Origin of the sequence: Saccharibacillus deserti (assembly GCF_013618475.1) — a bacterium.
Classification (GTDB): domain Bacteria; phylum Bacillota; class Bacilli; order Paenibacillales; family Paenibacillaceae; genus Saccharibacillus; species Saccharibacillus deserti.
This window is the reverse complement of the sequence record NZ_JABJVN010000005.1, coordinates 79,969-103,625: the sequence shown is the minus strand read 5'-3', so window position 1 is coordinate 103,625 and position 23,657 is coordinate 79,969. Positions and strand designations below refer to the sequence as shown.

Sequence of the window (23,657 nt, the reverse complement as noted above, 5' to 3'; positions counted from 1 at the left end):
TCTCTTTCAACCGGAAATCCCGTTGGAGAGGCGGAACTGTCGCAATCGTTAAAATTTCATTGGAGGTGAACCCCTCGTACGAGGGAACTTATTGGACCTAATGACAATCGTCAATTTATTGATTCTGGCCGTACTGCTCGCGCTTACCGCCTTCTTCGTCGCTTCGGAGTTCGCGGTCGTCAAGGTACGGATCTCCCGGCTTGACCAGCTGATTACGGAAGGCAGCAAGAAAGCCGTAATCGCCAAAAAGGTCGCCGGCGACCTGGACTATTATCTGTCCGCCTGCCAGCTCGGCATTACCGTCACGGCGCTGGGACTCGGCGCGATCGGCAAACCGGCCGTCGAGCTGCTGCTGTATCCGGTCTTCGACTGGCTCAATGTCTCGGCATCCGCTTCGTCGGTCGCTTCGTACGCCATTGCCTTTTTCCTGGTGACGTTTCTGCACGTGGTTGTCGGCGAGATGGCTCCGAAGACGCTGGCGATCCAGTATGCGGAAAAGATGACGCTGCTGCTGGCCTCCCCGCTCTATTGGTTCGGACGCGTCATGTATCCGTTCATCTGGGCGCTCAACGGCGCGGCGCGCGTGCTGCTTCGCCTGTTCGGGGTCAAGCCCGCGGGACACGACGAAGTGTATTCCGAAGACGAATTGAAGATCATCATGGCGCAGAGTTACGAAGGCGGCGAAATCAATGAAACGAAGCTGTCTTACATGGAAAACGTCTTTTCGTTCGACGAGCGCGTAGCGCGCGACATCATGGTGCCGCGTACGCAGCTGGTCACGATCGACAAGGATATGGAATATGCGGAATTGATCAAGGTGCTCGACGAGAACTACTATACCCGCTATCCGGTCACCGAAGAAGGCAGCAAAGACCGGATCATCGGGGTCGTCAACGCGAAAAAGATGCTCCCTCACATCATCGTCGGACGCGCGCGCAGACTGGAAGAGTTTATCCGCCGCATTCCGATCGTATCGGAAGCGACGCCGATCCAGGAAGCGATGCTCAAAATGCAGCTGGAACGCATGCATATGGCGCTTGTGGTCGACGAGTACGGCGGTACCGCCGGCGTCGTGACCATGGAAGACGTGCTGGAGGAATTGGTCGGCGATATCCGCGACGAATTCGATGCGGACGAGATCGCCGAAATCCGGCAGACGGGCGAACGCCAATACGCGGTCAGCGGACTGGTGCTGCTCGACGAGCTGGAGAAGCGTTTCGGCATCACCTTCGAAGAGCGCAGCGATACCGATACCATCGGGGGCTGGATTCAGCACCGGATGGGAACCGCGGCTCTCGAAGGCGAAACGCTGCCGGAGAACGACCATGTCTGGACCATTACGGAAAAAGACGATCTGCAGATCAAACGGGTGCAGCTCAGCTACACCGAGCAGTAACCCGGGCCCGATCGGTCGTCGAAGTCCCCTGATTCAATCTAACCGAATATCCAAATCCCAATTACGCTGGAGGTGAATCCCTCTTTTTCGAGGGAATTTATTGGACGGATCAATTGCATTAAACCTTTTTCTGGTCGCCGTGTTTATCGGTCTTACCGCTTTTTTTGTCGGCGCGGAATTTGCCATACTGAAAGTCCGGATGTCGAGACTTGACCAACTGGTCGCGGACGGCAACAAAAAAGCCGTCATGGCCAAAAAAGTCGCGCAGGACTTGGACTATTACTTGTCCGCCTGTCAGCTCGGCATCACGATTACCGCACTGGTGCTCGGCGCGCTCGGGGAACCGACGGTCGAGAAGATGCTGCACCCGGTCTTCAATCATTTCGATGTGCCGGAAACGGTCGCAACCGTGCTTTCCTACGGAATCGCCCTGGCACTTGTCACTTTCCTGCATGTGGTCATCGGCGAATTGGCTCCCAAGACGCTGGCCATCCAGTTTGCCGAGAAGATGACCTTGATGCTCGCTCCTTCGCTGTACCGTTTCGGCCGAATGACGGCTCCTTTCATTCGTCTGCTCAACGGTTCCGCCGCCCTGCTGCTCCGGTTGTTCGGCGTCAAGCCGGCCGGACACGAATCGGTTCACTCGGAAGAAGAACTGAGATGGCTGGTCGAACAGAGCTACGAGAGCGGCGAGATCAACAAGACGGAGCAGGGATATCTGCGCAACATCTTTGCTTTTGACGATCGTACGCTTCGCGAGATCATGATTCCCGAGCACAAGATCGTCAAGATCCCCAAAGAAGTGCCGCAGAGCGAACTGGTCGAAAAATTGAGCGAGCACGAGTATACGCGTTATCCGGTTACGAACGGCAACCCGGATACGTTTATCGGTTTCGTGCACAGCAAGGAAGTGCTGACCGCCATTGCGGCGGGCAGAGACGGACGGATCGAAGGGTTTATCCATGCGCTTCCCCAGTTTACCGAGACGGCCACCCTGCGCGAAGTCATGCTTGCCATGCAGCAGAGCCGCGTGCATATGGCTTCCGTGACGGACGCTTCCGGGCGGACGATCGGTCTGGTCACCATGGAAGACATTCTGGAAGAGATCGTCGGCGATATTCGCGACGAAGCGGACGGCGTCAGACTGCCGCTTGCTCCTCTCTGATCGCGGTGCGGGCGGATGCGTCCACCTGACGCCCCGTTCGAAACGGCTCCGGCTGCCCTTTGCGGCAGAACGGAGCTTTTTTATGTTTTTCTTTTCGAATCCGGATGAAATCGTTTCTTTTTATTCGATTTTTGTGCCGCTCCCCCTCTAATGTGGGTAATAGAGTTATTGAGGTCGTTTTGTGCCGGACGGCTGCTGCCGCGACCACGCCGGCAGCAGCGGCAAGCACGGCGCACCCGGCAGGTTTGACTTTGACCCTTCCCAAGCTCTATGATTTTTACAGAATCTTAAATGGTATTTTCCGGTTCACGCATTCCACCCCCCGAGGAGGTCGACCCTATGATCGAACAGGATACGATTGCAAAAGAATGGAATTCCGAAGAAGTCGCGCAGATGCTGGAAGAGCATCGCGCCTTCTACGATACCGACCGAACACGGAGCTACAAATTCCGCATTCGGCGTCTGGAGAAACTCAAAGCCGCCATCCAGCGTTACGAACCCGCACTGCTCGAAGCGCTGCAGGAGGATCTGGGCAAACCGGCTTTTGAAGCCTACACGACCGAGATCGGTTTTGTCTTGAACACCATTACGGAGATCAGCAAAGAGCTCTACCGCTGGTCCAAGCCGCAGCGCGTACCGACACCGATTACGCTGGCCGGCGCAAGCAGCTTCGTGATCAACGAACCTTACGGAACCGTGCTGATTATCGGTCCGTTCAACTATCCGTTCCAGCTGGTCATGGAACCGCTGGTCGGCGCGATCGCGGCCGGCAACTGCGCGGTCGTGAAGATGTCCGACAGCACGCCGAACGTCTCGCGCGTCGTGAAGCAGCTGCTTGCCGACGTGTTCGAAGACCATTATGTCCGGGTCGTCGAAGGCGGCAAAGATACGGTCAACGCGCTGATCAACTCGCCGTTCGACTATATCTTCTTCACGGGCAGCACGGAAGTGGGCCGGATCGTCGCCCAAGCGGCGGCCAAACAGCTGATTCCGGTAACCCTGGAACTGGGCGGCAAAAGCCCGGCGATCGTCGACAAACAAGCCGATCTGCGCATGGCGGCCAAGCGGATTATCTGGGGCAAGCTCGTGAATGCCGGCCAGACCTGCATTGCGCCGGATTATGTACTCGTCCACGAGAGCAAGAAGATCCAGCTTCTGATTGCGCTTAAGAACGCGATCCGCGAGTTCCTCGGCGAAGACATGTGGAGCAGCCCGGACTTCGGCCGGATCGTCAACCATCGCCACTTCGACCGTCTGACCGAAATCCTCGAGAAAGACAAGGACAAGATCGTCTTCGGCGGAAACGGCGACCGCGAAACGAAGTTTATCGAGCCGACGCTGCTGGATATCGATTCCTGGGATGCCGCGAGCATGCAGGAAGAATTGTTCGGACCGATTCTGCCGGTGCTGACTTACACCGACCTGAATGACGCCATCCGCCAGGTAAACTCCCATCCGCGGCCACTGTCGCTCTATCTGTTCACGACCGACGAAGAAGTCCAGAACCGCGTACTGGAGAAAGTTCCGTTCGGCGGCGGATGTATCAACGACACGCTGCTGCATGTCTCGAACCCGCATCTGCCGTTCGGCGGAACAGGAGCATCGGGCATGGGTGCCTATCACGGCATGCACACCCTGAAGACGTTCTCGCACCAGAAAGGTATCCTGAAAAGACCTTCCGCCGAAAGCGGATCGACGATGTTCTTCCCTCCTTACGGCGATGAACAGCTCAATATGGTGAAAAAACTGCTCAAATAAGATCTGCATACCGGTCCGCCGCAAAGCGGCTCCGGTACCCGCCAAAGCCGTTTCCCGCGGAAGCATTCCGCCGGGAAACGGCTTTTTGGCGTATGGGCACGTACAGTTTGCCGCCTTAGCCGGATTGGCTCCGATTCCGATACCCCCGCTGCAACATTTTGTCTCCCGGCAGCGTCTAGGGCAGTAAGAACGACAAACGAAGCGGAATATTCCCAGCCGATCCTGCGCCCGTCCGCCAACCCGAGGAGGAATCATCCATGAATAAGAAAAGCGTAAGCTCCGTATTGGCAGTGTCCGTACTGTCCTTGTCGCTTGGCGGCCAACTGTTCGCGGCGGGTGCCGGATTCGGCGACCTGAACGGCGTCACCGGCAAGTCGAAGATCGAATCGCTCAAGAACCAACAGCTCGTCAAAGGAGTGAGTCCTTCGTCATTCAATCCGCAGGGTATCCTGAATCAGGCGCAGGGCGTGCAGTTCATCGCCGGCGGCCTGCGGCTCAGTCTGGCGGCCGTCTCGTTCGAAGCCGGCAAAGTGCCGATGGCGAGCGATTTGTTCCCGTCTATCCAAGACGACGCCTGGTATGCGGAAGCGTTTATCAATGCGCACTTCAACGGAATCGAGATCCCGGAATCCGTCGATCCTTCCGCCCCGATGACCAAAGAAACCTACACCCATTATCTGATGCAGGCGATCGAGAAGACTCATAATCTGCCGAAGATCAAGCTTATTCCCAAAGCGATCGGCGACGAAGACGAGCTGACGGTCGAGTACCAGGGTTCGATCCAGCGGGCGCTCGCTCGCGGCCTGGTGAAGCTCGATCCCCAAGGCGATTTTCATCCGAAGTCCGAAATCACCCGCGCCGAAGCCGCCGTCATGCTGTACGACTCCCTCGAATTCCTGAAGAATCTGCCGGAAGCTCCCGATTCCGCGCCGGACATGCCGGCAGATTCGGATCAACCTGCCGAATAAAGGTCGGAATCGGCCGGCGTTCGGAACGCTTTCTTCGAACCGGAATCAAGCAGACTGCGCGATTGAAGGACGGTATTCTTCGCGCCCGAAAAGCGGCTCCTTTGAAGGGAGCCGCTTTTCGGCCATTTCTTATTCGCGGCGGCGCTGCCGTCGGCGTCTGTTACAAGTCGCCCACTTCGCCCAGCGCTTCCTTCAACTGCCCGCCGAGCCGTTCCCGGAAAGCTTTCCAGTTCTCCTCGTCCGCACCAAGCGCTTCCGGGCCGTAATCTTCGGCGATCTGGATGCGCACGTGCCGGTCGTTGACTTCGCCGAGCCTTTTTTGCACGTTTTTGAAACGTTCGGCCTCTTCGGCCTGTTTGTCGCCAAGCGCGAACGCCGCCGCTTCCGCCGTATATCGGCAGCGCTTGGCCGCGATCCGCACTTGATGCAGCGCTTCCAGCGCCGGTTCGCTGTATTTGCCTTCCCGATCCGATGTCACCTGATAAACATGCCGCCGTTTGCGGTAATCGTCTTTCAGCTCGCGCATGCTGGCGCCAACGTCGGCACGTCCGACCAACTCCGGCAGGCTGTCCTGCAGGAATGCTTTCCACCGGCGATCCAGCTTCCCGTTCACGATCTTCGGCAGCTTGGCGCTCAGTTTTTTACGCCGGCCGCGCCGCTCTTCCTTTTCCAGCTTGGCCATGCGTTTGAACAATCCGGCTTCTTCTTCGCGTCCGGCTTCCCGGGATTCTTTTCGCAGCTGTTTGAACTCGCCGATCAGCACGTCCGCGTCCCGCACCCGGCCGAAGCGCTTTTGCGCCTGCTTGATCGGGCGGTACAATCCCGTCTCGTCGTCGGGATCGAGCACCGGCAGCAGCGTCAGCAGCTTGCGCGCGCTCACCCTGGCTTGATGCACGTCTTCCACGTCATAGTCTTTCAAAGCGGCCCGGCTGCGCTTGCGGAATTCCGCATACAACTCGTCCAGCGCTTCCCGCCACTGTTCGAGCAGCTCCGGCATATCTTCCTGAATCGTCAATACGTATTGATCTTGTTCGTTGCTCATTCGATTCGACTCCTTTTCTGTGGGCTCCCTCTATATGCTCCATCGCTGTCTGTACCTACCATTACCCGAAAAAAGTCTCGTCGAGCTGATATTTCCGGCCGTCTTTCGGTTATATGGATAAGAGAAAGCGAGGAATATCGATGCTGCAGCCTTATTTGGATTCGATCAACTCCGCCGTGCTTTGGTTTCCGCTTGCTGCAGCGCTGTTTACGCTGCCTTTTCTGATCGTGCAATTCCGGCGTCACGGGTATATCAACAAATGGCGCGGCTTTGTGCTTTATTTGTTTTTGTTGTATTTGATGTGCGCTTATTTTTTGGTCCTCCTGCCTTTTCCGGATTCCGTGCATAACGAATCGCCCGGCGGATCGACCGTACAGCCGATTCCGTTTCGGTTCGTTTCGGACATCCTGCGCGAATCGGCGGTCGTTCCCGGCCAACCTTTGACTTACATACGCATATTTACCGAATTCGCTTTTCTCCAGGTAGCTTTCAACGTGCTGCTCACGATTCCGTTCGGCTTGTTCGTGCGCTACTATTTTCGGGCTTCCGCGCTTCTTTGCCTGCTCGCCTCGTTTCTGCTGTCCGCCTTTTTCGAGATTACGCAGTTGACCGGCGTGTTCGGAATTTTCGATTATCCGTACCGGTTTTTCGACGTCGACGACCTGATCGCCAACACGGCCGGCGGCATGCTTGGGGTGCTGGCCGCGGAGTGGGTAAGCCGTCGCCTGCCGAACATGGAGCGATTGGACGACGGCGTGGACCTGCTTGGGAAAAGGGTCTCGTATTCCCGCCGGATGCTGGCTTTCTTCATTGACTATTTCATATGGAACATTCCGTTGAACATGCTGACGGGAGAACGGGAGCCGCCGGGGCTGTTTGCCTACTGGCTCGTGACCGGCGCTTACTTCATCCTGCTGCCGTTATGGACCAAAGGCTTCACGCCGGGCAAATGGCTGGTGCGCATCCGTATCGTCGGGTCGGCAGGCGATACGCCTTCCCTTCGTGAACTTGCCATGCGGCAGGGTCTATTGTACGGCGCCCTCGGCAGCCTTCAGCTGCTCCCGGCTTCGGCGGGAAGCGGCATTGCCGCGGGAGTGCTGGCGCTGGTCGTATTGATCCTGAACGCCGGCTTCGCCATCCATCTTTTTCTCTGCGTATTCAAACCCGGCAGACCGCTTTTTTACGAAAAACTTAGCGGAACGAAGCAGCGGATCGCGGATAAAAAAAATTAGCGGTCGATTCGCGTCGAGCGGATGCGAAAAGACGGTTCGATGCCCTTTTCAGATTCCGAATCTTATGAAAAAGCCTCCCGTATGCCGGGAGGCTTCCTTTTGGCCGAATATTTCACGCCGATCGGCAAACGAGCGTTTTTTTCGGTCGGACTGCTTTATTTCTCGCGAATTACGATTTTGCCGATCGCATGGTGGCTTTCGCTTTTGGCGTGTGCATTGCGCAGCCCTTCTTCGCTCAGCCAATGCGTCGAGTCGATCACCGGCTTCAGCTTGCCCTGTTTGATCAGATCGGCCAGTTTCTCGAGCTGTTCGCCTTTGGGCTCCATCATAAAGTGGGCCGTATGGATGCCGAGATCTTTGGCCAGATTCTCGTCGGGCTTTTCAAGGATCGAGACCAGATGGCCGCCCGCTTTCAGCACCTTGAAGCTTTTGTGCTGAATATCGCCGCCCATCGTATCGAGTACCATATCGTAATCCGAGAGTACCTCGGAGAAGTCTTCTTTTTTATAATCGATAAAATGGTCCACTCCTAGCGACTTCAGCAGCTCTTCGTTCTTGCCGCTGGCCGTCGAAGCCACTTCGGCCCCCAGGTATTTGGCAATCTGGATTGCCATCGTACCGACGCCGCCGGCTCCCGCATGAATCAGCACCTTGTCGCCCGCTTTGACTTTGCCGTGATCCACCAGCGCCTGCCAGGCCGTCATTCCCGCAAGAGGAATCGCTGCCGCTTCTTCGTAACTCAGATTTTCCGGTTTTTTGACGACAATGTCCGCGTCTACCGCCACATATTGGGCATAGGTTCCGAACACTCTCGGCCGGGCAAATACGGGATCGCGCGGCTTGAAGCGGCTTACATTGTCTCCCACTTCCTTGACAATACCGGCCACGTCGCCGCCCAGAATCAGCGGAAACTCGCCGGCAGCCGCGCCGAGCGCCCCTTCCCGGATCTTGGTATCCACGGGGTTCACCGATGTCGCATACAGCTTGATCAGGATCTGGTTCGCATCGATCTTCGGTTCGGGTACATTCTGCTCACGCAGCTTATCCGGTCCGCCAAACTCGTTAATCACGATTGCTTTCAAATTTCATCCTCACCTTTCTGTAGCAGGGTTGGCTCTGCTTCCCCTGCTATTACCCCTTTCTTTTGTTAAAACCCTGTAAAACGTGAAAAACCCTTCTTCCGATAGGGAAAAAGGGGTCGAACGGGCTTGTTTCGGCAATGTCAAGTTGTAAACGGCGTTCGCGGGAACCGGGTACAAAGCCGAGTCGCCGGGTCTAAATCAAATCTCGGCTGCAGCCTATCGATATGGGCTTCTGGCTTCTATCCGTTTCTCCGGCGTTCCAACACGCGGATATCGTACGGAGCGAGTTCCAGTTCCGCTCCAACCTGCCCGCCGCTGTGGAGATCGCGGTAGACCCGGCGATCCAGCGGGAAAATCACGGCTTCCGGCGTATAGTTCTGGACAAACACGAAGTCGTTCTCTCCATCCGTACGCAGATGTGCCGACGTGCCGGATGGCAGGGCGACATCAAGCGTCCGTTCGATTCCGGCACGCCGCACCAGCGCGGAATAGAAATCGTCGTGGAACGAACCGCCGGTGCGGGCTGCCATATAATAGGCTTCGCCGCTGCCGAAGCGGTTGACGGTCAGCGCGGGACGTCCCGCATAGAAATCGGACACGTATTCCGCCAGACTTTCCGCGTTCTCCAGATGGATCAGATCGCACATCTCGGAAATCCCGTATTCGCCGGACAGTCCGAGTTCGCCGCGGCCGTTCAGACGCAGACCGTTCCGGTCGCGGTCATGCAGCCCTTCCAGCTCTTCCGACCAGATGCCCAGCACGCTGCGCAGAGGTCCCGGGAATCCGCCGAGGAAGCACAGGTCGGTCTCGTTCACGATGCCCGACCAGTAGGTGACAACGAGCGTTCCGCCGTTTTCGACGAACTTCTCCAGACGCTCGCCTACGCCTTCGCGCACCATGTACAGCATGGGAGCCACAATTAATTTGTACTTGGCAAAATCGGCATCCATGCTGATGACATCCGTCGGCACGCCGAGCTTCCACAGCGCTTCGTGATGGCTCTGCACGGTCTGCTCGTACTTCACGCCCATATTGCGCGGACCCTGCGAGTCGTTGACGGCCCAGCGGTTCTCCCAATCGAAGATGACCGCCGTCTCGGCCGGTACCGACGTCCCGACAACCCGGTCCATGCCTTCGAGCACGGATCCGACGTCCGTCACATCCCCGAATACCCGGGTATGTTCGTTCCCTACGTGATCGACGACCGCGCCGTGCAGCTTCTCGCTCGAACCGCGGCTCTTGCGCCATTGGAAATACTGGACGCTGTCCGAACCGTGTGCAACAGCCTGCAGCGAAGAGAGCAGGTGAACGCCCGGACGCTTCAGTTTGCTGACGTCCTGCCAATTGGTCAGGCTCGGCGTGCTCTCCATCAGCAGGAAAGGTCGGCCGCCCTTGATCGACCGGACGATATCGTGCATCATGGCAATCTTCGCGGCCTGCTTCGATTCCGTATCGGCATCGTGCCAGGTCGGGTAGCTGTCCCAGGACAGGAAATCGAGGGCGTCCGCGAATTTCCAGTAGTCCAATCCTTCGTAAAATTCCATGAAGTTGGTCGTGACCGGAAGATCGGGATTGATCTCCCGCAGCGGCACCGTTTCGTGCTTGACGAAATCGACCGTGCGCTGCGTGACGAACCGGCGCCAATCGAGGTTCATCGCATGCACCTGCTTCTCGCCGTGCGGAGCCGGCGATTCGACCTGCGACCAATCCGTTACGGTGTGGCTCCAGAACGTTGTCCACCAGGCATGATTCAGCTCGTCGAGCGTACCGTACTTCTCCTGGACGAATGCGCGGAACTCGGCTTGGCACAGCCCGCAGTGGCAGTCGCCGCCGAACTCGTTGGAAATATGCCAACCGATGACGGCCGGATGCTGCGAATAACGCTCGGCCAGCTTGCGGTTGATGATCGACGTCTTCTCGCGGTAGACCGGCGAAGTCGGACAATGATTATGCCGGAATCCGAACAGATTGCGGACGCGGTTCTCTTCGGTGCGCAGCACTTCCGGATACTTCTGCGCCATCCAAGCCGGCCGTGCGGCGCTCGGCGTCGCGAGCAGCGCGTAGATGCCGTTTGCCGCGAAGCGGTCCAGCACCTGATCGAGCCATTCGAACGTGAACACGCCTTCTTCCGGCTCCAGCATGGCCCACGAGAAAATGCCGACGGACATGACATTGCATTTGGCCAACTTCATCAGGCGGATATCTTCTTCCAGCACTTCGGGGTAACGGAGCCACTGCTCCGGATTGTAATCGGCTCCGTGCAGCATATGCGGAACTTTGTCGCTCACAGGCGGGTAAACGTAGGTCACTTGGGTCACTCTCCTTCTGATATATGAAAAAAGGGGGGATGGCGGTTGGGGGATGTGGCGGTTGGAACGCACTGCGGACAAAGGGGGTTTCGATCGCTGTTGAAATTCGATTCTCCTTGATTGTACAAAACAAGCTGTAGGGTGAGAATCGAATTTCAAAGGCGAACGCTCCGCTTCTGCACCTCCCTTTGTCCTCCGCTTGCCGACCGCCATGGAGATGGGTGGAGAAGGGCAAGATCTTTATCCATTAAGTTTCGCGCTGCCGGAACGATTTCCTCTATCGGGGTTTGTCCGGCTTGGCGAACAACAGCCGGTCCTCTCCCCTTCTCGGAGTCGAAGGGAACGGCTGAACGAGTTATGCGGCATTCGCGCTTTCTTTGGTAAAACTCGGCAGCGTGCGTACCGAGCGAAGGGGTGAAAGAGTCAAAGATCGCCTTTGAACCCTGATTTTCACCGCTATGTGTGTAATAAAATCGGAAAATCAGGGTGAGACAGCGATCGCAGACCTTTCACCCCGCAGCGCCCAAGTACGCACACCCACCGCCGTTTTTTGCAAAAGCAGCCGGATTCCGGGATGACGGTCGGATCAGCCTTTCACCGAGCCGACGGTCATGCCTTTGACGAAGTATTTTTGCAGGAACGGATAGACGATCAGGATCGGCGCGCTGCCGATAAAGATCTGGGCCGCTTTGACGGTTGTCTGCGAGATCAATTCCATTTCCTTCGGATTCATGCTCATGGAACTCATATCCTGCTGAATGATAACCGTCTGAAGGAACGTGGCGAGCGGGAAGTCTTTGGCATTGTTGAGATACAGCAGTCCGTCGAACCAGGAGTTCCAATGAAACACCATGCTGAACAGCGCCACGGTCGCGATCGAAGGCAGGGAGATTGGCAGGAAGATGCTGAACAATGTGCGGAAATGGCCGGCTCCGTCGATCAGCGACGCTTCTTCCAGTTCTTTCGGAATCCCCCGGAAGAAATTCAGCATCAGGATGACCAGGAACGTATTTACCGCACCCGGCAGGACCAGCACCCAGAACGAATTGATCAGGCCCAACTTTTGAATCACGATATAAAAAGGAACCAGGCCGCCGTTGAAGATCATACTGAACACGAACAGCCAGGAGTAGACGTCGCGTCCTTTGAATACGCTGTTTTCTTTGGACAGGGCGTATGCGGCGAGGAACGTAATCAGCAGCGTCACCGCGGTACCGACAACCGTACGCAGGACGGATACCCAGAGCGAATGCAGGAACAGCGGATTGGCGGCTGTTTTTTTGTAGGCTTCCAGCGAGAAACCGACCGGCCAGAGACCGACGAGATTGGCATCCGCGGCCGCTTTGGCACTGAACGAGACGGCCAGAACGTGAATCAGCGGAATGATGCACAACACGGCGAGAAAGATCAGAAAGCAGGTATTCAAGACGCTGAAGATGCGGTAGCCTTTCGTTTTATGATACATGGAATTCCCTCTTTCCCCGGATACGGACCGCGCGGCTGCGCGGCGTCCGAATTAGAAAATGCGATACCCGGCCCATTTGTAGGCGAGACGATACGAGATCAGGATCAGAACCATGCTGATCATCGATTTGAACAATCCGACTGCCGTTCCGAAGCCCATTTCCCCGTTGAGGATCGCTGTCCGGTACACGAAAGTATCGATGATGTCGCCTTTTTCATACACGAGCGGGTTGTACAGGTTGAAGATCTGGTCGAAACCGGCGTTGAGTACGTTGCCGAGTGCGAGTGTGCCGACCACCATCAGAATAGGAATCAGCGACGGAATCGTAATATGCAGCGTCTGCTTCAAGCGCGTTGCGCCGTCGATCTCGGCCGCTTCATACTGGGAAGGATCGATACCGGCAAGCGCCGCCAGGAAGATAATCGTGCTGTAACCGAACTCTTTCCAGATATCCGACAGGACCACCGTGAAGCGGAACAAATCGTTGTCGCCCAGGAAGAAGTAAGGCCCGAATCCGAAGAATCCGAGAGTCCGGTTGACCAGGCCGCCGGTGGCGAGCAGGTCGATCAGGATGCCGCCGAGGATGACCCAAGACAGAAAGTGCGGCAGATAGACAAGAGTCTGAATCCCGCGCTGCAGCGCCGTTTTGCGGACTTCATTCAGCAAAATGGCAAAAACGAACGGAACAACTAGGTTAAAGACCAGTTTCAGTATGGCAATAATGAGCGTATTCCAGATGACCTGGACGCTGTCTTCCCGTTCGAACAGATAGCGGAAATTGTCCAATCCTACCCACTCGGAGCCGCCGATGCCAAGCCAGGGTTTGTAATCCTGGAACGCCATCACGATGCCGCCCATCGGAATGAAACTGAATACGATCAGAAAGATCATCGCCGGCAGAAGCATCAAGTGGAGCGGCCAGGTTTTTTTTAACGTTTTCAAACGGGATTCCTCCTTCGACTAAAAAAGGGCACGGGAAAGCAAAGGCCGCAGGGAAAGCTCCCTGCCGCCTTCAATCTCCGCATTTGCCGCAGAGCGCTTCGATCTTGACCTCAGCTTCCCGCCTGCCGCCCCGCTATCCGCCAGGTTAGGCGAAGCGGAGCGGCAGCTGCGGGCTGCGGGCTGCGAATTACGGTTTGACCTCATCGTACCAGGCATTCACTTCCTGGGTGATCTGATCGCCGCCTCCGGCTTTCCATGTGCTGACGAACTCGTCGAACGCATCGGCCGGTTTTTTGCCGTAAATGATTTCGTTGAACGTCTGGTTTTCCATCTTGTTGAGGTAATCCATTTTGCTCTTCATCGTTTCGGTCGTCGGACCGGTAAACATGTTCTTGTAAGAGATATCGTCCTGCTTCAGCAGAACCTGTGCCGCTGCCGGCGTTTCGGGACCGTAGTTGACCGCAACGTCTTTTTCCAGCTTGGTCTTCGGTTCGTTGCCTTCGGCCAGACTCTGCAGGGCTTTCATCTGCGCATCCGGAATACGGGCGCCGTCGCGAACGAGCAGGTAGCGTACGACGTTCACGTAACCGCCGTCGATTTCTTCGATCGGAAGCTGCTTGCCGTTGGCGTCAAGCTGATAATCGTATCCCGCGAACAGGCCGTTGTCGTAAGGGCTGCCCGGCTCGGGATTCGCATAGTTGTCGAACAGATAGTTCTGGTAAGTGAAGAAGGCTTCGGGATGCTCCATGCCTTTTTTGATCAGCGTGACGCCGTTCGTGAACTGCGTCCCGTGTCTCATCGTTTTGCCTTCCGGTCCGACCGGAATTTCGATCGGGGTCCATACCGCGTTCGGCGCATTTTGCACGGTGTCTTTGAGCGGCCATCCGCTCATCCAGTAAGGTCCCGGGATCATGCCCGCCGTGCCTGCAACTGCCGGCTCCGCGGTTTTGTTCTCGTCCCACAGCGCCGCTTCCTGCGGAATATAGCCTTTGGCCAACCAGCCGCTCAGCTTCTGCAGGCCTTCCTTCGTGGCGGGGTCGGTCGATCCGTATGCCAGTTTGCCGTCTTCGCCCAGGTTCCACTGCTGCGGCAGCGTGCCGTAAGCGCCGAAGATCCAGGACGGATCGCCCATCCAGGTATTCATCGAGGTCTTGAAGCCGATACTCAGCGGAACGACCTGATCCGGCGACAGTCCGTCCGGATTCCGGTTCTTGAACGCGTCCATGACTTTTTCCATCTCGTCGATCGTCTTCGGAGCTTTCAAGTTCAGCTTGTCCAGCCAGTCCTGACGGATCCAGAGCAAATAATCGTGGTTGTAGGCGTAATCGAGTACCGGGATCCCCATTTTCTTGCCATTCCGCGTATAGGCGTTCCAGACGTTGGGATCCTGATTCATCGCTTCTTTCCAGGTATCGGAGGCATATTTGTCGAACAGCGGACCGACTTCTTCGTACATGCCGGAGTCGATCAGATCCTGCGCGATCTGGTTGTCGGCGGTACCGATAGTCAGCAGATCGGGCATATCCTGTCCCGAAGACATGGCCAGACGGAGTTTGGTGCCAAAAGCGCCGTTGGTATCGGTGACCGACCAGAGCGACTTGATCTCGATGCCGAATTGTTCTTTGGCCCATTTGGTCGCTACGCTATTTTCGATCGTTTCGCCGTTTTTGAAAGTCAATGCCGGATCGACGCCCCATGCGGTCGAAATCGTAACCGGCGGATCATATTTCTCTTTGTATGCGTTCTCAACGTTTGGCGCCGAACCTGCCGCGCTTTCTTCCGTTTTGCCTCCGCCGGAGCAGCCTGCGAGCGTCGTTGCCAGCATTGCGCCGGCCGCGAGCAGCGGCAGCCATCTTTTGCCGGATATCGCTTTCATGTTGTTTCCCCCTCGTGTCATCTGCCTTGCTTCTTTATTATAGGACGGGCTGCGGACACGGCCTATGTCGCGTTTGAAACATTCCTGCACCTTTGGAAAGCAATGCGGCTGAAAAAAGCAAAAAGCGGAAGCGCGGACGGAGGGATCCGTCTGCGCTTCCGCCGAGGGGGAATTCAGGGGGTGAAGGCTGGACCCCTTAAGGCCTGGCGCTGAAACGGTTGGACGGCGGTCGAAGGCGCTGCGCGCCGTCTTTCCTTGTCCGTTTCAGCTATCCCTAAATTCATTGGGGGTCATGCCGTATTGTTTCTTAAACATCTTACTGAAATACTGGGGGTTCTGATAACCCAGTTCGCCGGTGATCTCGTAGATCTTCTTGGGGGAATTCTTTAATAAATGGGCGGCGCGTTCCATCCGCATGCGGATAATGTAATCGCCCAAAGCTTCTCCGGTTTCGGCTTTGTAGATCTTGGACAGGTAGACCGGGTGCAGATAGACCTGGTCGGCCAGGGTCTTGACGGACAAGTCCCCGTCCAGGCCGGCGCCGACCAACTGGCGGACCCGGCTCGCGATCTTGCTCCGTCCTTCGCCGCCGCTCTGCGACATCTGCTCGGCCAGACCGTCGAGCAGACGTACTCCCCAACTGCGCAGGCGCTGGGGATGCTGGACCAATCCGCGTGCCAGCACAGGATCGAACCCTTCCTCGCCGCCGAGTTCGCCGACCGGCTGACCTTCCCGGTGCGAGATGAACAAGAACGCATTGGTCATCCACAAATAGATCTCATACATCGGCGGACCCGCCAATCCGGCCCGCTCCGCGGCATCGAAGACGCCGGCCATTTTCGCTCCGGCTTCTTCCCATTGATGCGACTCGAGCAGGTGCAGCAGAGTCGGCGGCGCGTACATCGCTTCGGCCACGCTGCCCCGCCCTTCTCCCGCCGCCAATCCGGCGGAATCCGAGACCGCTTCGCCCGCTTCCGCGGCGCGCAGGTCGGCATATACGGTCCGCCCGCCCATACCCGCGGCATACAAAGCGCCGAGCGTCCGGCGGTAAGCGGCCGCCGGTCCGCCGCCGCCCAGTTCGAACACGGTCGAGACCGCCAGCGAGATCTCGCCTTTCAGATACAGCCGGACATGTTCGCCCAGTTTGTCGAGCCGGCGATCCAGTCCGCAGGCGGTCTCTTCCAGCGCCAGTCCGCCGTCGGCTTCGCTCGGCTGAAGCAGCAGCACCAGGCAGCCGTGCGGCCCGCTGCCGTACCAGAGCGGCTGGCCGCGCAGTACTTCCTCGGCGATATTTCCCGCCGCGAAATCCATCAGCTCCAGCGAAGGCGCGTCCATCGACGCGAACCGTCCTTCCAGGCGCGCGAGCAGCATCAGCGTCGGCCGTCCGGGCCGAAGCGGCAGCTCGTAGGCATCCAGCTGCTCCTCCAGTGCGCGGCCGCCAAGTTCCCGGCCCAGCAGCAGTTCGTGCAGCAGATTCTCGCGCAGCACTTTGTAATCCGATTTGCGGCTGTAGAGCAGCCGGTGGACCTTGTCGAATTCGTCCCATTCTTCCCGCAGCGAATCGATCGCTTCGGAAACGGACGCCACGAATTCCGCGTCGTCCACCGGCTTCAGGATATAGTCGCTGGCGCGAAGCTGAAGCGCTTTTTTGGCATAATCGAAATCGCTGTGGCCGGTGAGCAGCATACAGCGCACGCGCGGCCAGCGCCGGCCGATTTCTTCGACCAGCTGCAGACCGTCCATGCCCGGCATCCGGATATCGGTTACGACCAGATCGACCGCTTCTTCTTCCATGATCCGCAGAGCCTCCGCACCGGAAGCGGCGCGGCGCACGGTGCTCACGCCGATCTCTTCCCACGGAATGGTCAGCTCCAGACTTTCCGTTACATAAGTTTCGTCGTCGACAAGCAGTACTTCGATCATTCCGGCAGCCCCTTTCTCTCTATCAGACTTAGACGGAGCGTCTGCGCAGTGTCTCTTCTCCGTCCGATTCCTTCACCGCGTTCTCGTTCCATTTCAGCAGCACGGTCAATCCGCCGAGTTCTGACTCTTCGGTGCGGACGCCGGCTTCCCGGCCGCCCCGCAGCTGCAGGCGCTGATTCACATTCCATAATCCGCAGCCGGTTTCTTCGCTCATGGGCTCGGCAAGCCGCCGGTCCAATTTCGCGCGCTCGCTTTCTTCCAGCCCTCCGCCGTTATCTTCGACGCGGAGAACCACGCTGCCGGCGGCATCGAGCAGACCCGAGATCCGGATCATGCCGGCTTCGGCATGCGGTTCGATTCCGTGAATAACGGCATTCTCCACCAGCGGCTGCAGCATGAGCGGCGGCACATACAGATCCAGCAGGGCGCTCGGCAGATCCACCGTATAATCGAGCCGGCTCATGCGCATTTTCTGGATTTCCAGATAATGCTGGACGAACTCGACCTCTTCGCGCAGCGGAACCAGCTCCCGTTCCTGCCGCGTGGTGTAGCGATAATACCTGGACAGGCTGTGGGACATGGCCACGACCGCGTCCATCCGTCCAAGCTTCGCCATACTGGTGACAAATGACAAACAATTATAGAAGAAATGCGGATTGATCTGCGACTGCAGCTGTTTCAACCGGGCTTCTTTAACGTGCAGCTGTTCCAGATACACATGCTCGAACAGGTTCTGGATTTTGTCGACCATCCGATTGAAACGATCCGACAGGAAGCTGAACTCGTTTCGCCCTTTCGGCTTGATCCGGACCGCGTAATCTTCCTGCTCGAGCTTTTGAAAGCCCCGGATCAGCTGGCGTATCGGAATCTGTACCTGCACATAGAGCAGATAGGCCGCCACCGAACCCATCACGAGCAGGGTCAGAATCGCCGAATAGAACAGCAGATTCGACTTGCGGATCGGCTCCAGCATATCCGCCATCGGCATATAATCGATCAGGTACCAGCCGGTCTCTTTGGAGAGCGCGATGCTGACCATATAGGAATCGCCGTCGATATCCACCGTGAGATTGTCGCTTTCCGGCAGCGGCGACCGCTTCAATTTTTTCAGCAGCTGCCCGGTCAGCTCGTGTTCCGAACTCCGATTGTAGATCACGCCCATATCTTCCCGGTAATAAAAAGGATCGTGCCGACCGTCGGTCTTGAATTTGTCGAGCATATTCTGGATATTGCGGCTGTCGAATTCGAGTTCCACAATCGTTTCCGCCTTGAGCGCCGGATTGTCGATCCCATAGGGCGCAACCGTAAACCAGGAGAAGCGGAAGATGTCTTCGCTGCCGTCTTTGGCCCGATTCACCTGCCAGCCCGGCTTGATCTGCGCCTGCAGCTCTGCCGGATCGTAAGCGCGGGCATCGTTTTCGGACACGACCCGGCGAAGGGAAGGCGAATACAGGTGCAGGCGGCTTTTCCAATTCGACGAACTTTCCTGGATACTCAGCTTGTTCTGGATCCGCTTGACCAGATTTATTTCGTCGAGATTGAAGTAACCCCCGTTCGTATACAGCTTGCGAAAGCTTTCGATGTCCGGATCATGAATAAGCAGATTCGGCCACGAAGCGAGCATCTCGATATTGGTATTGACCTGACTCTGGAAAAAGGCCAGCTGGTTCCGGTTCGATTCGCCGAGTTCCTGCCTCAGCACATCGGTCGTCGTCTTGTTGGAGTACCCGTACAGCAGCGCGACCGGAATCCACATCAGGATCAGGATCAGGATCATTTTGGTGAATAGGTTGGCGCGGGGCATGGGACTTCCCTTCCTCTCGGTAAAATGCGGCATGGCCGCGCAGTATCCGCATGGCAAGCTCACTAATTGTAAGCGGTAACAACGCGGCCGGCAAGAGCATTATCGCAAGATTTCGGGTATTTTGACAACGAAAAAGGAAGCCGTTCGCACGAACGGCTTCCCTGTGCGACAGATCGGACCCTTAAATCTTGAACTTGGCGATCAGCTCGCTGAGTTCGACCGCCATCGTATTCAATTCTTCCGAAGAATCGGAGACGCTGCCAAGCGATTCGCGCTGCAGCTGCGAAGCCTGCGTCACTTCCATGGCGCTGCCCGCGGATTCTTTCGCGATTCCGGCCAATTCGGTGACGGATGCCGCGACTTCTTCCGAACTTGCGGACATTTGCTGCGTTACGGCCGACATATCTTCCGTCTGGGTCGAAACGCCGTCAATCGCCGTTTCAATCCGGTGGAACGCTTCGCCGGTATGCTGCGACAGTTCCATGCCGGTCTCGACTTCGTGCATGCCTTCTTCCATCAAGACAACCGCTTCGTCCGTTTCCTTGATCATCAGACTGAGGATCCCGGAGATTTGACTGGCCGAAGCTGCCGATTGATCGGCGAGCTTGCGCACTTCTTCCGCCACGACGGCGAACCCTCGACCGTGCTCGCCGGCTCTGGCCGCTTCGATCGCGGCGTTAAGCGCCAGCAGGTTCGTCTGCGAAGCGATACCGGAGATCAGCCCGGTAATCCCTTCGATCTCGCGCGAGCGCTCCTGCAGCTGGCGAATCCGGGAAGCCGAACGTCCGACCGATACGCTGATCGCCGACATCTGCTCGCCGACGCGAACGATCGACTTGCCGCCCGAACCGGCTTCGGCTTTCATATCGGAAGCCGCTTCGGATACCTGATAGGCGGTCTGGGCAATCTCCTGGATCGCCCGGGACATCTCTTCCATCACTCTCGACGTTTCTTCCGCCGAGCTTTCCTGCGTTCTTGCACCGACGCTCATGCGTTCGGCACTCTCCATCACGCCGTTCTGGATCCGTACGTTTTGCTCGACTTCGCTTTTGAGAACGGAAGACGATTCGGCCGCCTGCTGCGCACGGTTTTGTACACCGGCAATGATCGTCTTGAGTTCGATCGACATTTCGGAGAATTTGCGGTTCAGATCGCCGAAATCGTCTTTGCGGTCGGTAGGCAGCTGGACGTTCAGATCGCCTTCGTTCATCTGTTCGATCGCTCCGAACAAGTCCCGAATCGGTCTCATCATCCGGCGCATCATGACGAACTGGATCGTCAGAACCAGCAGGATGCACAGCACCATGACCAGCAGGGAGGTACGCAGAATTTCGGAAGTGTTCTTGGCGATATCCGCGGCGCTGATATCCAGCCCCATAACCGCGATAACCTGTCCCGAAGAATCGGTTACCGGCTGCAGCAGGCTGACCCAATTTCCGTAGGCATCCGTATAAACATCGGTGCTGAAAGGAGCGTTCTGTTCCACGACATGCGCCATCGCTTTTTTCATCTCTTCCGGATTTTCGTACAAGGTACCCGGCGTCATGCCGGCTTCGATCAGGTGGTCCGGAGCGCCGACGATTTCCTGGGATCCATTCTCTATTTGGGCGCTGAAGACATAGGCTTGGGCTACATTCGAGTTCAGTTCCGACACATGGTTCAAGCGTTCGGTCAGCAGCTTGCCGGGTTCGCTGTCTGTAGTCGGATTGGCCGCCACTTCGACGATCAGCTCCGAGCTCACCTGCTCCCGTACGTAATCCGCGACACCGATATACTGGTTTCGCAGGCTGTCGAGCGCCATATTCTGCTGCAATTTCACTGTGATGCCTGTCAACAGGCCGCCGACCAATACGATCCCCAGCGCAATCATAATCATATTTTTCGCGAAAAACGTAAGCCTGAACTTCTTTTTCATCAATTTCCCCCGCCTTTTCCCTTTCATAAGCCTTTATAAGCGGCCACGATTGTTTTTCGACGAAAAAACCTTATTTTTGAATAGTTCACGGGAAATAAAAAAAGAAATAAAAAACCGCCCGATCGATTTCGATCGGACGGCGTTGGGAAGACCGCCGTTAAGCGGCCGGAGAGTCTCGCTATCTTATCCTTCTTTTTCGATCAGCACATTCAAAAACTGGGCCGCACGGGCGCTGGACGGGTTGCGGAGCACCTGATCCGGCCGTCCCTGTTCGAGGACGACGCCGTCGTCCATCAGCACCACCGTATCGGCGGCTTCGGCGGCGAACTTCATCTCGTGGGTAACGACGACCATCGTCATGCCTTCGGCGGCCAGCTGCTTCATGACTTTCAGCACCTCGCCGACCAGCTCGGGATCAAGCGCGGAGGTCGGTTCGTCGAACAGCATCACCTGCGGATCGGTCGCAAGCGCCCGGGCGATCCCGACGCGCTGCTGCTGCCCGCCCGACAGCTGATGCGGGTACGAGTCTTCTTTGCCGCTCAGTCCGACTTTGGCCAGCAGCTCGGCGGAACGTTTGCGCGCCGATGCTTTGTCTTTCTTTTGCACGATAATCTGCGCTTCCATCACGTTCTCGATCGCGGTCTTGTGCGGAAACAAATTATACGACTGGAACACCATGCCGGTGCTTTGGCGCAGCTTGAGAATCTGCGACTTGCTCGGCTTGCGGCCGGTACCGAATTCGAGCGCCGAATCGCCGAGTTTGAGCGAGCCTTCGCTTGGCATTTCCAGCAGGTTCAGGCAGCGCAGCAGCGTCGTCTTGCCGGAACCGGACGGGCCGATGATGACGAGCACCTTGCCTTTTTCCAGCGACAGATCGACGCCCTTGAGCACGTCGAGCGTTCCGAACGATTTATGCAGATTGCGTATTTCAAGCATGGGACTTGTCTCCTCTCCGGCCGTATTAAGAAGCCGAGAAGCGGGCCAACCGCTTCTCCATGACGTTCTGCAGCGCATTGAGCACCGTGCAGAGAACCAGGTACAGTACGGCTACTTCGCAGTAAATAAGCAGTGGTTCATACGTAGTCGCCGAAATCTGCTTCGACACCTGAAACATCTCGATCACCGTAATCGTGTAAGCGAGAGAGGTGTCTTTGACCAGGCTGATAAACGAGTTCGACAGCGGCGGTACCGATACTCTGGCGGCCTGCGGAAGAATAATGCGCCGCAGCGCCTGTCCGCGCGTCATGCCAAGCGAAGATGCCGCTTCCCACTGCCCGTTCGAGATCGACTGGATTGCGGCGCGCACGATCTCGGAATTGTAGGCGCCCATATTCAGCGTAAAACCGATGACCGCGGCCGGGAACGGGTCGAATTCGATCCCGATACTCGGCAGTCCGTAAAAAATGATAAACAGCTGCACAAGCAGCGGCGTTCCCCGGATGATCCATACATAAATCCCCGCGATCTGGCTCAGTACCGGAATCTTCCACAGCCGTACCAAAGCCACGAGGATCGCCAGCACCAGTCCCAGCGCGAACGAGATCAGCGTCAGCGGGATCGTAAACTGAAGGCCGGCTTTGATCATCGGCAGCAGCGAATCGATCAAAATTTGAATTTTACGTTCATCCATGCTCCCTTATCCCCCTCTCCAGACAAAACCGATTAAAAAAAGCCGTCTATCGGATCATTACACCCAATCCCCGGCTCCGAACAAAAGGAAGGGGGCTTCCGCGGAATTCGCCTGCGCGAATCCGAAGACAGCCCCATGCGGTTGAAACCGGGAACGGCTTCTTCCGTATCAGTAGTGCGGATAGAAGAACGCGGCGCCGATCGGCGCCCTGCTCTTCCCTTCTTATTTCGAAACGTCTTCGCCGAAATACTTCTCGGAGATCGTGGCATACGTGCCGTCTTCGTGCATATCGGCCAGCGCTTTGTTGACCGCTTCGATCAGTTCCGGCTGGTTCTTGGCGAATACGCCTCCGCTTTGCGAAGCGTCTTCGGCTTCGGCCACGACTTTGAGCGCGATATCCGGTTTTTGTTTCTTCAGATCGAGGAACGACAGGTTATCGTTGATCGTCGCGTCGACGCGGCTGGAGTTCAGCAGATCGATCGCCTGGTTGAATCCTTCGATCGGCACGATTTCGGCGCCGTTTTGCTTGGCGATATCGGCCAGGTTGCTGGTCAGCGACTGGGCGGACTTTTTGCCTTTGAGATCGGCCAGCGATTTGATGTCCGTGTTGTCTTCGCGTACGATCAGGACCGCGCCGGAAGAAATGTACGGATCGGAGAAATCGTACTTCTCTTTGCGGTCGTCGCGGATCGATACTTCGTTGAACACGGCATTGAAGCGTCCGGCATCGATCCCGGCAAGCAGGCTGTCCCACGGCGCTTCCACGAATTCGGCTTCTACACCGAGGCGTTTGGCCACTTCGCGGGCGATTTCTACGTCGAACCCGGTCAATTCGCCGCTCTTATCGTGGTAAGTGAAAGGGGCATAAGTACCTTCGGTGCCGATCACCATCTTGCCGTCGGCTTTGATCTTGTCCAGAGCGCTGTCGGACTTGGCCGTCTCTGTCGTTCCCGTATCGGGCGCAGCTGCATTATTGTTGGCGGCAGTGCCGCTTCCGCAGGCGGCAAGCATAAGGGCCATCAAGATGGCAACCAGGCCGAGCAAAGTCACTTTTTTCATCAATAAATTCCTCCGTTTGAATCTGAATGGGTAGTTTGACGCAGCCGTTCGGCTTAAATACGTTGGGCCGCGTTTAGGTCGTGCAAGATTG

Annotated in this window: 17 protein-coding genes; 5 read left to right on the top strand and 12 right to left on the bottom strand. The window is 56.9% G+C overall.

Features of this window, described 5'->3' with window-relative positions; translation table 11 throughout:
• The first annotated feature begins 91 nt into the window (after positions 1-91).
• The 4 genes from HOP44_RS14180 to HOP44_RS14165 all read left to right on the top strand — a co-directional run bounded on the left by HOP44_RS14180 (position 92) and on the right by HOP44_RS14165 (position 5,287).
• A complete protein-coding gene (locus HOP44_RS14180) occupies positions 92-1,396 on the top strand; it encodes a hemolysin family protein (protein ID WP_172254436.1) in 1,305 nt (434 codons plus the stop codon).
• A gap of 100 nt (positions 1,397-1,496) precedes the next feature.
• Complete coding sequence (locus tag HOP44_RS14175) at positions 1,497-2,561, top strand: hemolysin family protein (protein ID WP_172254434.1); 1,065 nt, start codon at positions 1,497-1,499, stop codon at positions 2,559-2,561.
• A gap of 339 nt (positions 2,562-2,900) precedes the next feature.
• A complete protein-coding gene (locus HOP44_RS14170) occupies positions 2,901-4,319 on the top strand; it encodes an aldehyde dehydrogenase (protein ID WP_172254432.1) in 1,419 nt (472 codons plus the stop codon).
• Between the two features lie 257 nt (positions 4,320-4,576).
• Positions 4,577-5,287 (top strand): S-layer homology domain-containing protein, encoded by a 711-nt coding sequence (locus tag HOP44_RS14165; protein WP_172254430.1) that lies wholly within the window; start codon positions 4,577-4,579, stop codon positions 5,285-5,287.
• Positions 5,288-5,447: 160 nt separating this feature from the next.
• On the opposite strand, the gene HOP44_RS14160 is transcribed toward HOP44_RS14165, so the two are convergent.
• The gene (locus HOP44_RS14160; RefSeq protein ID WP_172254428.1) at positions 5,448-6,329 is read right to left on the bottom strand and encodes a CHAD domain-containing protein; all 882 of its coding nucleotides are present in this window, start codon (positions 6,327-6,329) and stop codon (positions 5,448-5,450) included.
• Positions 6,330-6,469: 140 nt separating this feature from the next.
• Here HOP44_RS14160 and HOP44_RS14155 point away from each other — a divergent pair, with 140 nt between their 5' ends.
• A complete protein-coding gene (locus HOP44_RS14155) occupies positions 6,470-7,561 on the top strand; it encodes a VanZ family protein (RefSeq protein WP_172254426.1) in 1,092 nt (363 codons plus the stop codon).
• Positions 7,562-7,716: 155 nt separating this feature from the next.
• On the opposite strand, the gene HOP44_RS14150 is transcribed toward HOP44_RS14155, so the two are convergent.
• The 11 genes from HOP44_RS14150 to HOP44_RS14100 form a co-directional block, all read right to left on the bottom strand.
• Entirely contained in the window at positions 7,717-8,643 is a 927-nt protein-coding gene (locus HOP44_RS14150; protein ID WP_172254424.1) for an NADP-dependent oxidoreductase, read from the bottom strand.
• Between the two features lie 239 nt (positions 8,644-8,882).
• Complete coding sequence (locus HOP44_RS14145; RefSeq protein WP_172254772.1) at positions 8,883-10,910, bottom strand: beta-galactosidase; 2,028 nt, start codon at positions 10,908-10,910, stop codon at positions 8,883-8,885.
• A gap of 628 nt (positions 10,911-11,538) precedes the next feature.
• Positions 11,539-12,417, bottom strand: a complete 879-nt coding sequence (locus HOP44_RS14140; RefSeq protein ID WP_172254422.1) for a carbohydrate ABC transporter permease — start codon at positions 12,415-12,417, stop codon at positions 11,539-11,541.
• 51 nt (positions 12,418-12,468) lie between these two features.
• Entirely contained in the window at positions 12,469-13,359 is an 891-nt protein-coding gene (locus HOP44_RS14135; RefSeq protein WP_172254420.1) for an ABC transporter permease, read from the bottom strand.
• Between the two features lie 187 nt (positions 13,360-13,546).
• Positions 13,547-15,235, bottom strand: coding sequence for a type 2 periplasmic-binding domain-containing protein (locus HOP44_RS14130; RefSeq protein WP_172254418.1), 1,689 nt, complete (start codon positions 15,233-15,235; stop codon positions 13,547-13,549).
• Between the two features lie 264 nt (positions 15,236-15,499).
• Positions 15,500-17,158 carry a response regulator transcription factor gene (locus tag HOP44_RS14125; protein WP_172254409.1) on the bottom strand — a complete coding sequence of 553 codons (1,659 nt, stop codon included), beginning with the start codon at positions 17,156-17,158 and terminating at the stop codon, positions 15,500-15,502.
• Between the two features lie 28 nt (positions 17,159-17,186).
• Positions 17,187-18,962, bottom strand: coding sequence for a sensor histidine kinase (locus HOP44_RS14120; protein WP_172254407.1), 1,776 nt, complete (start codon positions 18,960-18,962; stop codon positions 17,187-17,189).
• 181 nt (positions 18,963-19,143) lie between these two features.
• Positions 19,144-20,877, bottom strand: a complete 1,734-nt coding sequence (locus tag HOP44_RS14115) for a methyl-accepting chemotaxis protein (protein ID WP_172254405.1) — start codon at positions 20,875-20,877, stop codon at positions 19,144-19,146.
• A gap of 183 nt (positions 20,878-21,060) precedes the next feature.
• Positions 21,061-21,813, bottom strand: coding sequence for an amino acid ABC transporter ATP-binding protein (locus tag HOP44_RS14110; RefSeq protein WP_172254403.1), 753 nt, complete (start codon positions 21,811-21,813; stop codon positions 21,061-21,063).
• Positions 21,814-21,838: 25 nt separating this feature from the next.
• On the bottom strand, positions 21,839-22,507 hold the full coding sequence (locus HOP44_RS14105; protein WP_172254401.1) for an amino acid ABC transporter permease: 669 nt from the start codon (positions 22,505-22,507) through the stop codon (positions 21,839-21,841).
• Positions 22,508-22,729: 222 nt separating this feature from the next.
• Positions 22,730-23,566, bottom strand: a complete 837-nt coding sequence (locus tag HOP44_RS14100) for an amino acid ABC transporter substrate-binding protein (RefSeq protein ID WP_172254399.1) — start codon at positions 23,564-23,566, stop codon at positions 22,730-22,732.
• Positions 23,567-23,657: the final 91 nt, after the last annotated feature.

Coding starts and splice junctions, on each gene's coding strand:
- HOP44_RS14105 (WP_172254401.1), bottom strand. CDS start 22,507: ATGGATGAACGTAAAATTCAAATTTTGATCGATTCGCTGCTGCCGATG.
- HOP44_RS14115 (WP_172254405.1), bottom strand. CDS start 20,877: ATGAAAAAGAAGTTCAGGCTTACGTTTTTCGCGAAAAATATGATTATG.
- HOP44_RS14145 (WP_172254772.1), bottom strand. CDS start 10,910: ATGCTGCACGGAGCCGATTACAATCCGGAGCAGTGGCTCCGTTACCCC.
- HOP44_RS14140 (WP_172254422.1), bottom strand. CDS start 12,417: ATGTATCATAAAACGAAAGGCTACCGCATCTTCAGCGTCTTGAATACC.
- HOP44_RS14170 (WP_172254432.1), top strand. CDS start 2,901: ATGATCGAACAGGATACGATTGCAAAAGAATGGAATTCCGAAGAAGTC.
- HOP44_RS14155 (WP_172254426.1), top strand. CDS start 6,470: ATGCTGCAGCCTTATTTGGATTCGATCAACTCCGCCGTGCTTTGGTTT.
- HOP44_RS14130 (WP_172254418.1), bottom strand. CDS start 15,235: ATGAAAGCGATATCCGGCAAAAGATGGCTGCCGCTGCTCGCGGCCGGC.
- HOP44_RS14160 (WP_172254428.1), bottom strand. CDS start 6,329: ATGAGCAACGAACAAGATCAATACGTATTGACGATTCAGGAAGATATG.
- HOP44_RS14165 (WP_172254430.1), top strand. CDS start 4,577: ATGAATAAGAAAAGCGTAAGCTCCGTATTGGCAGTGTCCGTACTGTCC.
- HOP44_RS14125 (WP_172254409.1), bottom strand. CDS start 17,158: ATGATCGAAGTACTGCTTGTCGACGACGAAACTTATGTAACGGAAAGT.
- HOP44_RS14120 (WP_172254407.1), bottom strand. CDS start 18,962: ATGCCCCGCGCCAACCTATTCACCAAAATGATCCTGATCCTGATCCTG.
- HOP44_RS14100 (WP_172254399.1), bottom strand. CDS start 23,566: ATGAAAAAAGTGACTTTGCTCGGCCTGGTTGCCATCTTGATGGCCCTT.
- HOP44_RS14110 (WP_172254403.1), bottom strand. CDS start 21,813: ATGCTTGAAATACGCAATCTGCATAAATCGTTCGGAACGCTCGACGTG.